The 11019-nt window shown below is 68.8% G+C and carries 13 protein-coding genes and 1 tRNA gene; 4 read left to right on the top strand and 10 right to left on the bottom strand.

Annotation, left to right across the window (positions count from 1 at the left end):
- Positions 1–1067 (bottom strand): calcium-binding protein (locus EQG76_RS33055; protein WP_321573475.1); only part of this gene is annotated, 1067 nt, incomplete at its 3' end.
- A gap of 123 nt (positions 1068–1190) precedes the next feature.
- Positions 1191–1916 carry a TerC family protein gene (locus tag EQG76_RS16850; protein ID WP_159715523.1) on the bottom strand — a complete coding sequence of 242 codons (726 nt, stop codon included), beginning with the start codon at positions 1914–1916 and terminating at the stop codon, positions 1191–1193.
- 191 nt (positions 1917–2107) lie between these two features.
- Between EQG76_RS16850 and folK the strand changes: the two genes are divergently transcribed.
- The 3 genes from folK (at position 2108) to EQG76_RS16835 (ending at position 4829) form a co-directional block, all read left to right on the top strand.
- The gene (gene folK / locus EQG76_RS16845; RefSeq protein WP_200840870.1) at positions 2108–2620 is read left to right on the top strand and encodes a 2-amino-4-hydroxy-6-hydroxymethyldihydropteridine diphosphokinase; all 513 of its coding nucleotides are present in this window, start codon (positions 2108–2110) and stop codon (positions 2618–2620) included.
- A gap of 176 nt (positions 2621–2796) precedes the next feature.
- On the top strand, positions 2797–3903 hold the full coding sequence (locus tag EQG76_RS32815) for a calcium-binding protein (protein ID WP_159715519.1): 1107 nt from the start codon (positions 2797–2799) through the stop codon (positions 3901–3903).
- Between the two features lie 110 nt (positions 3904–4013).
- Positions 4014–4829, top strand: a complete 816-nt coding sequence (locus EQG76_RS16835; protein WP_159715517.1) for an aminotransferase class IV — start codon at positions 4014–4016, stop codon at positions 4827–4829.
- A gap of 16 nt (positions 4830–4845) precedes the next feature.
- Here EQG76_RS16835 and EQG76_RS16830 read toward each other — a convergent pair whose 3' ends face one another.
- From EQG76_RS16830 to EQG76_RS16805, 6 genes are all read right to left on the bottom strand, one after another.
- Positions 4846–5181, bottom strand: a complete 336-nt coding sequence (locus tag EQG76_RS16830) for a hypothetical protein (protein WP_159715515.1) — start codon at positions 5179–5181, stop codon at positions 4846–4848.
- A gap of 159 nt (positions 5182–5340) precedes the next feature.
- A tRNA-Ala gene (locus EQG76_RS16825) sits at positions 5341–5416 on the bottom strand.
- 56 nt (positions 5417–5472) lie between these two features.
- Positions 5473–6414 (bottom strand): hypothetical protein, encoded by a 942-nt coding sequence (locus EQG76_RS16820; RefSeq protein ID WP_159715513.1) that lies wholly within the window; start codon positions 6412–6414, stop codon positions 5473–5475.
- Positions 6415–6421: 7 nt separating this feature from the next.
- On the bottom strand, positions 6422–7033 hold the full coding sequence (gene rdgB, locus EQG76_RS16815; RefSeq protein ID WP_159715511.1) for an RdgB/HAM1 family non-canonical purine NTP pyrophosphatase: 612 nt from the start codon (positions 7031–7033) through the stop codon (positions 6422–6424).
- Positions 7030–7758: a ribonuclease PH gene (rph, locus tag EQG76_RS16810; RefSeq protein ID WP_159715509.1), complete on the bottom strand. Its 729-nt coding sequence runs from the start codon at positions 7756–7758 to the stop codon at positions 7030–7032. Before rph ends, rdgB begins: the two co-directional genes overlap by 4 nt.
- 109 nt (positions 7759–7867) lie before the next feature.
- Positions 7868–8287: a GNAT family acetyltransferase gene (locus EQG76_RS16805; RefSeq protein ID WP_235031412.1), complete on the bottom strand. Its 420-nt coding sequence runs from the start codon at positions 8285–8287 to the stop codon at positions 7868–7870.
- 99 nt (positions 8288–8386) lie between these two features.
- On the opposite strand from EQG76_RS16805, the gene EQG76_RS16800 reads away from it, so the two are divergent.
- Positions 8387–9190 carry a 2-keto-4-pentenoate hydratase gene (locus EQG76_RS16800; protein ID WP_159715505.1) on the top strand — a complete coding sequence of 268 codons (804 nt, stop codon included), beginning with the start codon at positions 8387–8389 and terminating at the stop codon, positions 9188–9190.
- Positions 9191–9244: 54 nt separating this feature from the next.
- Here EQG76_RS16800 and EQG76_RS16795 read toward each other — a convergent pair whose 3' ends face one another.
- Both EQG76_RS16795 and cueR read right to left on the bottom strand, forming a co-directional pair.
- The gene (locus EQG76_RS16795; protein ID WP_159715503.1) at positions 9245–10249 is read right to left on the bottom strand and encodes an OmpA family protein; all 1005 of its coding nucleotides are present in this window, start codon (positions 10247–10249) and stop codon (positions 9245–9247) included.
- Positions 10250–10504: 255 nt separating this feature from the next.
- Positions 10505–10897, bottom strand: a complete 393-nt coding sequence (gene cueR, locus EQG76_RS16790) for a Cu(I)-responsive transcriptional regulator (protein WP_159715501.1) — start codon at positions 10895–10897, stop codon at positions 10505–10507.
- Positions 10898–11019: the final 122 nt, after the last annotated feature.

Genomic DNA, 11019 nt, shown 5'->3' with positions numbered 1-11019 from the left:
CCGGAGAAGTCGATCCGCAACCCGCGCACGCCGCCGACCGCCGTGTCGTCCGCGAATCGGTCCTGGTCGCTCACCTGCCCGTCGTCATTGCTGTCCAGGATGTCGAACAGCGCGCGGCTCTGCCAGTAGATGCCGGGCGCCGGTTCGGGGTCGGACTGATCCTCGACATAGACGACCATGGCGAGGCGGTCCTGCCCCGGGGCGAAGTCGGTGATGACGTCCGAGCCGGTCATGCGCTCGTCCTGCGCCCAGATGGCCGCATAGCTGAAGATGTCGTGCCCGGCCCCACCGGTCAGCCGGTCGTTGCCGGCATCACCGTCGACATAGTCGTCGCCGAGACCGCCATCGATCCGGTCGTCGCCGACCTGGCCGTGGAGCGAGTCGCTGCCGGCATTGCCCTCGATCTCGTCGCCGCCCTGGGCACCGTTGATGAAGTCGTCGCCACCGAGGCCGAACAGGGAGAACGGGGTGAACACCCGGTCGAGTTCACTGTTCATGATGACCGAAATTGTATCGTCGAAGGCACTGCCCCGGATCCGCTCGAAGCCGACCATCTCCTCGGAATGGACCGGCCCTTCCTCCGGATTGCCGTCGGCAGCGAACTGGTAGCACACGTTGATGTACATCCCGTGCGTCTCTTCCGCGAACGACACGGTGTCGATTCCCGCCCCGCCCTGCAACCGGTCGAGCCCGGGCCCACCATAGACCAGGTCGTTGCCGGCGCCGCCGTCCAGGACGTCGTCGCCGGAATTGCCGTTCAGGAGATCGTTGCCTTCGCCGCCCAGCAGCTGATCGTTGCCGGCCCCGCCCCACAGATAGTCGCGGCCGCCATCACCCATGATCGTGTCGTTGCCGCCATCGCCGAACAGGCGGTCGTCACCGAAGCCGCCGCCGATCCGGTCGTTGCCGTCGCCGCCATGGATGCGGTCGCCGCCGGCCTGACCGTAGAGCCGGTCATTGCCGGCCCGGCCGCTCACTTGGTCGTCGCCGCTCCCGGCCCAGATAACGTCCGCGAGCGGCGTGCCGGACAGGATGTCGGCCCGGCCGGTACCGTTGATGCTGGCCATAGAAGCAACCCTTCTTTCGGTCGCACATGAGCACGGATGAAAGAAGGATAAACTATCCTACATGATTCGTTCAGGAGCAAGAACCGTTCGGTCCCGCTCCTGAACGGTGGTGCTGTTGCGGCGTCAGTGCGTCTTGGCCAGCCGCTTCCTGCGTGCCAGCAGGTTCAGCGCCTCGACGCCCGCCGAGAAGGCGATCGCGAAGTAGATGTAGCCCTTGGGCACGTGGAAGTGGAAGCCTTCGGCGACCAGCATGGTGCCGACCAGCACCAGAAAGGCCAGCGCCAGCATCTTCACGGTCGGGTGGCGGTTGACGAAGTCGCCCACCGGCTGGGCCGCGACCAGCATCACGATCATCGAGATGATCACGGCGGTGACCATGACCGAGAGATGTTCGGCCATGCCGACGGCGGTGATGACCGAGTCCAGGGAGAACACGATGTCGAGCAGCACGATCTGGATGATGGCCATGGTGAAGGTGCTGCCGGCCTTGCTGCTCTCGGTGTGCTGCTCCTCCATGGTGTGATGGATCTCAAGCGTGCCCTTGGCCAGCAGGAACAGGCCGCCGGCGAACATGATGATGTCGCGCCAGGACACGTCGAACTCGGCGATCGAGAAGATCGGCTGGGTCAGGCTGACGATCCAGGCGATGCTGGCCAGCAGGCCCAGGCGCATCAGCAGGGCCAGCGACAGGCCGATCCGCCGTGCAGCGTTCTGCTGGTGCACCGGCAGGCGGCTGGCGACGATCGACAGGAAGATGAGATTGTCGATGCCCAGCACGATCTCCAGCGCGGTCAGCGCGGCGAGCGATGCCCAGGCGGCGGGATCAGAAAGGATGGCCAGGAAGTCCATGGCGCTCTCGGCGTCGTGATCGGATGGAGGGGATGTAGCGGGATGCAGAAGATGAACCATGGGCGGCATCATGAAATCGCCGCGCAAAGTGTCGGAAACCATACCGCTGTGCTTGCCCGGACAACGGCTCGGCCGTTGACGCCGGCCGCCGCTGCCGGCAGGTGGCGGCATCCCCTGCCGGAGAGCCTTTCGTGGAAGCAGCAATCGCGCTTGGCGGCAATTTGGGCGACAGCCGCCGTGCGCTGGACCAGGCGCTGGACCGGATCGCCGTGCGGATCGGGCCGATCCTGGCCGCGTCCGGCTGGATCGAGACGCCGGCGCTGGTCCATCCCGACGACCCGGTGCGCGAGCACCCGTCCTACCTGAACGGGGTCGTGGTCGCCGCGACCGAGCTGCCGGCCGAGGAGATCCTGGCCAGGCTCCTGGAGATCGAGCGGGCGCTCGGCCGGGTGCGCGATCCCGAGGCCCTGCCCTGGCAGCCGCGGGTGATCGACCTGGACCTGATCCTCCTGGGGGAGGAGGTGGTGGACCTGCCGGGCCTGACCCTGCCCCATCCGCGCATGCACGAGCGCGACTTCGTGCTGGGGCCGCTGGCCCGCGTCAGGCCCGATTGGCGTCATCCGGTGCTGGGCCAGACGGTGGCCAGCCTGCTGACGCGGCTGAGCGCGGGCGATGGGGCGGACGACAACATGACAGGTTCATGACGCGATCGTAGGAGATGGCTGATAGAGCCAGCGGGCCTCCGCGCGTTAACTCTCTAGAATTGGTTGCTTTTTGGTTGATCTGCATATCGTGGTACTCGCAGAATCGCCACTAGAAATTGCCATTTATTAATGTTTTAGTAACCTCGTGAGCACCAAGACGCTCCGAGGACATTTTCATGGCGAATCTCATTCCCGGCTCCGACCTCGACGATGAGCTGCGTGGCACGAACGGCAGCGACGAGATCCGTGGCGGACTCGGCAACGACCAGATCTGGGGTCACCACGGCTTCGACTTCCTCTATGGCGAGGACGGCGACGACGTGATCAACGGTGGCACCGGCGACGATTTCATCAGCGGCGGGATCGGCAATGACCGGCTGTTCGGCGGCCCGGGCCGCGACACGATCGAGGGCGGTGCCGGCCGCGACACCCTTTATGGCTTCGACGGCGACGACATCCTGCGCGGCATGGACGGCAACGACGTGCTGAGCGGCCAGCTCGGCAACGACGTGCTGATGGGCGGCAACGGCCACGACTTCATGCGCGGCGGCGGCGGCAACGACGTGCTGGCCGGGGCGGCCGACAACGACAAGCTCTATGGCGACGCTGGCAACGATCGGCTGACCGGTGGCGACGGCGACGACCTGATCCGCGGCGGTGCCGACAACGACAATATCGATGGCGGCAACGGCAACGACATCATCTGGGGCGACGACAGCTTCGGCACCGCCACCGGCGACGACACCATCACCGGCGGTGCCGGCGACGACATCGTCCGCGGCGAGTTCGGCAACGACCTGGTGTTCGGCGCGCTCGGCAACGACCAGCTCTTCGGCGGCGACGGCGACGACCGGCTCTATGGCGGCCTAGGCGACGATAAGGTCGAGGGCGGCGATGGCAACGACATCGTGGATGGCAAGACCGGCAACGACACGCTCCTGGGCGGTGCCGGCAATGATCGCCTGACGGGCGGGGTCGGCGACGACATCCTGAACGGCGGCGACGGCGACGACATGATCTGGGGCCAGTGGGGCAACGACACCATGACCGGCGGCGCCGGTGCCGACCAGTTCATCGTCCTGCGCGTCGGCGGCGAGCGCGACGTCATCACCGACTTCCAAATCGGCGCCGACCAGATCATCCTGCGCGGTGGCGCCACTGTCGCCAGTGCGGTCGCCAACGCGACCGTGATCGACGGCAACACCGTGATCGACCTCGGGCAGAACCATCTGCTGACGGTCATGAACCAGACCGGGATCTCGTCGAGCTGGTTCGGCTCCTGAACCCTTTCCCGTTCGACTAGCGCGCGTTCGCCCCGGGTCCTCGGACCCGGGGTTCTTTTTTTACCGGCGGGGAACGGCTAGAGGCGGGACGCGGCAGGAGGGAGCTGGCCTTGGACTGGCTTTGGCAGGACGGCCGGCTCCGCCCGGCGCAGGAAGCGTGTATCGACCCGGCGGACCGCGGCCTGCTGCTGGGCGACGGCCTGTTCGAGACGATGCGCGCGAGCGGTGGCCGGGTACCCCTGCTCCACCTTCACACGGCACGGCTGGCAGCCAGTGCGGGAGCGCTGGGTATCCCCCTGCCCTGCGACCTGGCGGGACTGGAGCTGGCGATCAGCGATCTTCTGGCAAGGACCGGGCTGGCCGATGCTGCGGTCCGCCTGACCCTGACCCGCGGGGCCGGCCCGCGCGGCCTGCTTCCGCCCGAGCCCTGCCGGCCGATGCTCCTACTGCGCGCCTTTCCTAGTTCCGGCTCCGCGCCGGCGCCAGCTCAAGCGGTGACCGCCGCTATCCCGCGCAACGAGCGCTCGCCCTTGTCGCGCATCAAGTCGCTGGGCTGCCTCGACCAGATCCTCTGCCTGCGGGCGGCACTGGCCAGCAGCGCCAACGAGGCGATCCTGCTCAACACGCGAGGCGATCTCGCCTGCGCCACCAGCGCCAACCTGTTTCTCGTGAAGGACGGAACCCTCGTCACCCCCGACATCGGCAGCGGGGTACTGCCGGGCATCACCCGCGCCAGGCTGATGGCCGCCCTGCCGGCCCAGGAGCGGCCGCTGCGCCGCGACGAGCTCCTGGCCGCAGACGAGGCCTTCCTGACCAACTGCCTGATCGGCGTCCGCCCGCTCCTGTCCCTGGACGGCCAGCCGATCGGGACCGGCCAGCCAGGCCCGGCCACCACCCGCGCCGCACGGCTGCTGGAGGCGGCCTGAACCGCCGCCCCTGCCTTCAGCGGCGGGATTCGCCCGCCAGGATCTGGCTGGCGATGAAGCCCAGGACGAAGCCCACCAAGCCTGCCGACGACAGGATGGTGGCGGCGGCACCGGGATGCTCCCGCGCCGTCTCGCCGACGAACCGGGCCTCCTTCCGCACCCGGCGCGCCGCCTTGCGCGCCCGCTCCGACGCCTCCTCATAAGCGTCCTCGGCCGAGCCTCGCAGCTCGTCGAGCGCCGTCTCGCCACGGCTCGACACTGACCTGGCGAGCCGGCCGACCTCGCGTCGCAGCTCGCTGATTTGCTGCTCCAGCTCCCTGCGGATGGCTTCAGTGCTGATGGTGTCCGCCATGACTGCCCTCCTTTGCCCCGGTCTCGATCGACGGGGCTTACTGGAGCATCTGGGCGGCGCATGCCCGGCCAGCAAGGCTGCGCTTGGGCCCTGCGGTGCTCGCGATCACGAACCACCGGACGATGCGGTCAGGCCGGCCCGCAGGCCCGGCGGAGGAATTGGTGGAGCCGATCGGGATCGAACCGACGACCTCGACGGTGCAAACGTCGCGCTCTCCCAGCTGAGCTACGGCCCCGTTCCGGGGCCTGTATGCCGGGGCGGGCGCCATCGGGCAAGAGCTGCTTCGCGCTATCAGGCAGGCCAGCGCAGCAAAGCCCGGGCCAGCGCGTCGGCTTCGGCTGGATCGGCGGCAATCAGCCGGCCGTCCAGGTCATGGAGCCGGTCGGTTGCGCACAGCCGCGCCAGCGCATCTTCGTCCAGCCAGGAAGAGCGCAAGAGGCCGGTCTCCGCCTCGATCGCGGCAGGCGTGATGCCCTCTGCCAGGCGCAACCCGTCGATCACCCGCTCCTGCGCCCGCTCCTGTGCCGTCAGCCGGTGCAGGCGGCCGCGCCCGGCCCCACCCCGATCCATTGCCCGGCACCAGGCCGCGGCCCCGGGCGAGCGCCACCAGCGCCAGCCGGCGGCATCCGGCCAGCGGCCATAGGCGCTCGGGCCCAACCCCATGATCGCCCGGCCCCGCCGCGCGTCCAGCAGCCAACGCGCCTCGTGGCCGGGCAGCGACCAGTGCAGGGTCTCGTAGCGGCAGAACCCGTGGGCCTGCAGGAGCCGGTCCACCAGCGCCACCCAGGCAGCCGGGAGTTCGCTGCCGCTCAGGCCCAGATGGACCATGCCTGCCGCCAGCATCCGCCGCATCCACGCATCGTCGGGCGGGTGCGGCAGGTCCGCCTGGCCCAGCTCGATCGCGAGACCGGTGGCCGGCCTGGCGCGACGTTCGATCGGCGGCCCCGGCAGCGAGCGACGGGTGACGTCCAGGGCCCGCAGCGCTGCCGGCGAGGCCACCGGGCCATGCCAGGTCACCTCGGCATCAGGCATGAGCCAGCCGCCCACGTCCAGTTGCGCACGCAGCGCTGCCGCCGCGGGCACCGCGATGGCGACCGGTGCATCCAGGAACAGGCTGGCAAAGCGTGCTCCGGCTACGGTGGCGAGCGTCCGGGCCAGTGCGGTGCGCAGGCGCACGAGGCCCGCGTCAGCAGGATCCGCGCGGAGGAACAGCCCGGCGGGTGGACTGGTCATGGGTGCGCTAGAAGCAGCGCTCCTTCAGTAGGCGGAACGCGCGGGTGCGGTGGCTGAGCGCGTTCTTCTCGGCGGGCGCCATCTCGCCGAACGTCCGGCTCTCGCCGTCGGGCACGAAGATGGGGTCGTAGCCGAATCCGTTGGCGCCGCGCGGGCTGGCCACCAGCGTGCCGGTGACCTCGGCCTGGACCAGCTCGTCATGGCCATCCGGCCAAGCAAGGCAGAGGCAGCTCACGAAGGCGGCCTGCCGGTCTGCCTGGTCCCAACCGCCAAAGCGTGCCTCCAGCTCGCGCACGACCCGGGCCATCGCCCTGGTGAAGTCCTTGTCCGGGGCCGCCCAGTCCGCCGACCAGACGCCGGGCGCACCATCCAGGCCGCGGCAGGCGATGCCGCTGTCGTCGGCCAGGGCCGGCAGGCCGCTGGCCTTTGCCGCCGCGTGCGCCTTGATCCGCGCATTGCCGGCAAAGCTCGTCTCGGTCTCGGCCGGCTCCGGCAGACCGAGCTCGCCAGCGCTGACCAGCTCCACCGGATGGTCGCCCAGGAGGGTGCGCAGCTCCTTCAGCTTGCCCTGGTTGTGGGTCGCCACCACCAGCTTGGGCTCGAGGAGGCGCCGGCTCATGCGAAGCCGGCCTCGGCCAGGGCGACAAGCTGCCGCTCGACCAGCCGCGTCACCCCGCTCTCGGCCAGGCGCTGCAAGGCCTGGATCTGGGCGGGCTCCAGGGGTGCCTCCTCGGCGGTCACCTGCATCTCGACGATCTTGCCCGAGCGGGTGAGCACGAAATTGGCATCCGCCTCCGCGCCATTGTCCTCGCTATAGTCGAGATCGAGCAGGGCCTCGCCCTTCACTAGGCCGCAGGACACCGCGGCCACCGGCTCGCGCAGCGGCAGCCGCTTCAGGTCGCCCTTCATGACCAGCTTCTGCAGCGCCTCGTGCAGGGCGACATAGGCGCCGGTGATGGATGCGGTGCGGGTACCGCCATCGGCCTGCAGCACGTCGCAGTCAACCACGATCTGCCGCTCGCCCAGATGGTCCAGCAGGGTGACGGCGCGCAGCGAGCGGCCAATCAGCCGCTGGATCTCCATGGTCCGCCCGCTCTGCCGGCCCTTGGCGACCTCGCGTTGGGAGCGGGAATGGGTCGAGCGCGGCAGCATCGCGTACTCGGCGGTCACCCAGCCCTTGCCGGTATTGCGCAGGAAGGGCGGGACGCGCTCCTCCACGGTGGCCGTGCACAGCACCCGCGTATGGCCGAACGACACGATGCAGGAGCCTTCCGCGTGCCGGTTCACGCCCATCTCGATCACCACCGGCCGCAGCGCATCCGCCAGCCGACCATCCGTCCTCATCGCCTCGCTCGTCCCTTGATGTCCGCATCGATGCGCCAGCGGCACCGTGAGATGCGGCGATGGCACACAGGCCGCGGTGGGGCAAGCGCGGCCTGCGCCCATGTTCTGTTCAGCCGGGGAGATCCAGCCACTTCGCCAAGGTCGTCACCGGCGCTTCGGCATAGCCGATCCGGGCATAGAAGCCGCAGACCCCTCGGTTGCCCGCGCGGACCATGAGCTGCACCTTGCGGATGCCGTGCCGGGCGAGCCAGGCCTCGGCTGCGGTGACCAGGGCGCGGCCATGGCCCTGGCCACGCAGTTCCGGTGCCACTGCCAGATAATAGAGCCAGCCGCGGTGGCCGTCATGGCCGACCATCACCGCCCCGGCCAGCCGCGCACCGAGCATGCCCACCAGGACGTCGGAGCCAGGGCGGCCGCGCGCCTGGTCGAAATCGGCCACCGGATCGTTGTGCGGGACGGTGAGCCCGGCCGCGCGCCACAGCTCCACCACCTCCTGTCGCTGCTCCGGCCGGGCCGGACCGATCCACATCGCCATGTCCTTCCCGTCGCGGGCGCTCCACCTCGGGCAGGAAAGCACGTAGGTTTGGCCGTGCAAGCCGCCAGCGGCGATAATAGCAAGGAAGCGCTCATGACCGCCGATGCCAGCACCAGGGCCGCATCCGACCTCCTGTTCCGCTGCTGGCAACAGGGCTGGAAGCTGCCCGCGATCCCGGACGAGATGCTGCCCAAGACCCGGGCGGACGGCTATGCGGTGCAGGCCCATCTGGAGGAGCGCAGCGCGGCCCCGCTGTTCGGCTGGAAGATCGCCGCCACCAGCCTGGCCGGCCAGGCCCATATCGGTGTGGACGGGCCGCTGGCCGGGCGCATCCTCGAAGAGCGCGTGCTCGCACCCGGCACCACCGTGTCGCTTCTCGGCAACGAGATGAAGGTAGCCGAGCCCGAGTTCGCCTTCCGCATGGCCCGGGACCTGCCGCCCCGCCCGGCCGACTACCGGCCGGACGAGGTGCTGGCGGCGATCGGCAGCCTCCACCCGGCGATCGAGGTTCCCGATTCGCGCTTCGAGGACTTCGCCACCGCGGGCGAGGCTCAGTTGCTCGCGGACAATGCCTGCGCCCACCAGTTCATCCATGGTGCTGCGGCCACCGCCGACTGGCGTAAGCTGGACCTCCTCGCCTTCGCTCCGACCGCTACGGTCCGGCGCGATGGCCTGGTCCGCCTGGAGCGCACTGGCCTTGGCGCCAACGTGCTGGGCGACCCGCTCTCGGCACTCACCTGGCTCGCCAATGAGCTGTCCCGGCAGGGGATCACGCTCAAGGCCGGACAGATGGTTACCACCGGCACTTGCATGGTACCGCTGCCGGTCGAGCCTGGCGACGAGGTCGAGGTCGACTTCGGGCCGCTGGGTGGCCTGAAGCTGAGCTTCGGCCCGTGACGGCGGCAGCCGGCGGGGGCCGAACTCCCCCGCAGGCCTTTGGCCGGAACTCGCCTAGAACGGGATGCCGACGCCGATCGTCGTGGAGATGATGCCCTCGTCGAAGTCACGGTCGAAAGGCACGTCATAGGCGATCTTCGCCTGGACCGGGCCGAGGTTCAGGCCGATCTCCGGCCCCCAGAAGAAGTCATCGTTGAGGCCCGAGCCGTAGATCCCGCCGAGGTTCACGCCGACATAGGGCAGGAAGCTCGTGATCGTGCCGAAGCCGCCCTCGCTCACGGGAAACACGAAGTCGAGGCCGGCCGCGGTCCGGCCACCGAAGCCGTCGTCGTCCGTGTCGACGTTGTAGAAGCCGGCCTGCTCCAGGGACAGATTCAGCCAGTCGAGCAGCAGGTAGTCGAAGGTGAGGTTCAAGCCGAGCAGATGCGTGACATGGTGCGTGTCCTCACCGGATTCGTCGCCCTCGTCGAGCAGGTTAGCACCATAGTAGAACCCGATGCCGAATTTGCCGCGGCGGATGACATCGGCGACCTCCTCGACCGGCCCGGTCGCGGCCGTGGGTGGGGCAGCCTCCGCCACCGGCTGCTCCTCCTGCATCGGCTCCAGCCTGATCTCGACCCGGCGGTTCTGCCGCTCCGCAACGCCCTCGCCCGTCTGCACGAGCAGGTCGCTCTGGCCGACGGCGTTCTGAGTGATCGCCATTTCGGGCACCCCGAAGCTGACCAGCGCATCGGCGACGGCCTGGGCGCGACGCTGAGACACTTCCTCGTTAACCGCAGCGCTGCCGGTCGTGTCGGTGTGGCCGGTCACGGAGATGCTGGGCACGCCGCCCAGCTTGTACCAGTTCGCGGCGGCGGCGATCGTCGACATGGCCTCACTGTCGAGTTCCGCACTGCCGAGCGCGAAGAAGACCTGATAGACGCTCTGCTCTGCCGTGATCCCGGCACCTCCCTCCGTCATGGGCTGAGCCGCCGAGCCTGACTGTGCGTAGGCGGCCGGCGCGATCATGCTCAGCATCAGGCAGACACCTGCGGTGCGGATCCCTGCTGCGCGGATCATGGCGTTGCTCCCTTTGGAGGCGTTGTTCAGCGGACCGTCATCAAGTTACGCTCCACGCGCTGGTTTTCTGCGGGCAGCCAAAACAGGACTGCCCGGTGCAGCAATATTGCCACGATTAACTACCAAATTGCACAGCATAAAATGGTCCAATCGACGTGGACTGTCTTCCGGAAAACCTGCTTCGCCGGGCCGAATATTTACAGAACCAAGCCGTCCAACCGCCGCTTCGAGCGGCAGGACGGGTTTGCGGCCGGGTCAACCGGCCCGCGAGAGATCCGCCAGGATGGCGCATTCCTGCCGGTCGTCGCCGGCACAGCGGTCGGCCAGGGCCGACAGGGTGGCGCGGATCGACATGAGCTCGCCGATCTTGCTGTCGATCTGGCCGATCCTGGTCAGCGCCAGCGCCTTCACCTCGGCAGCACTGCGGTCGCGGGCGCGATAAAGGGCCAGCAGGTCACGGCAGTCGTCGATCGAGAATCCCAGCGAACGGGCGCGCTGGATGAACAGCAGCGTCTGGACGTCGGTCTCGTCATAGTCGCGATAGTTGCTGCTCCGCCTGGCCGGCGGATCGATCAGCCCAATCTGCTCGTAGTAGCGGATCGTCTTGGCCGGCAGCCCCGACCGCTCCGCCGCCTGCCCGATATTCACCGGCCAACCTCCTCGCCAAGCCCGTCGCTACCGTCCTGATGTCGCGACAGCGGGGCGGCAAGGCAAGCCCCGGGTCATGCGGCCCGACGTGCCGCCTGCCCGGGCTGCTCCCATTCCTCGCC

Source organism: Geminicoccus flavidas (assembly GCF_009806515.1).
In the GTDB taxonomy this organism is placed as follows: domain Bacteria; phylum Pseudomonadota; class Alphaproteobacteria; order Geminicoccales; family Geminicoccaceae; genus Geminicoccus; species Geminicoccus flavidus.
Note: the sequence above shows the minus strand (reverse complement) of the source record. Positions and strands in the feature narration are given on the sequence as shown.

Coding starts and splice junctions, on each gene's coding strand:
- EQG76_RS16805 (WP_235031412.1), bottom strand. CDS start 8,287: ATGTGGATCGGTCCGGCCCGGCCGGAGCAGCGACAGGAGGTGGTGGAG.
- rph (WP_159715509.1), bottom strand. CDS start 7,758: ATGAGGACGGATGGTCGGCTGGCGGATGCGCTGCGGCCGGTGGTGATC.
- EQG76_RS16830 (WP_159715515.1), bottom strand. CDS start 5,181: ATGGCGGACACCATCAGCACTGAAGCCATCCGCAGGGAGCTGGAGCAG.
- EQG76_RS16800 (WP_159715505.1), top strand. CDS start 8,387: ATGACCGCCGATGCCAGCACCAGGGCCGCATCCGACCTCCTGTTCCGC.
- EQG76_RS16850 (WP_159715523.1), bottom strand. CDS start 1,916: ATGGACTTCCTGGCCATCCTTTCTGATCCCGCCGCCTGGGCATCGCTC.
- rdgB (WP_159715511.1), bottom strand. CDS start 7,033: ATGAGCCGGCGCCTCCTCGAGCCCAAGCTGGTGGTGGCGACCCACAAC.
- EQG76_RS32815 (WP_159715519.1), top strand. CDS start 2,797: ATGGCGAATCTCATTCCCGGCTCCGACCTCGACGATGAGCTGCGTGGC.
- EQG76_RS16795 (WP_159715503.1), bottom strand. CDS start 10,249: ATGATCCGCGCAGCAGGGATCCGCACCGCAGGTGTCTGCCTGATGCTG.
- EQG76_RS16820 (WP_159715513.1), bottom strand. CDS start 6,414: ATGACCAGTCCACCCGCCGGGCTGTTCCTCCGCGCGGATCCTGCTGAC.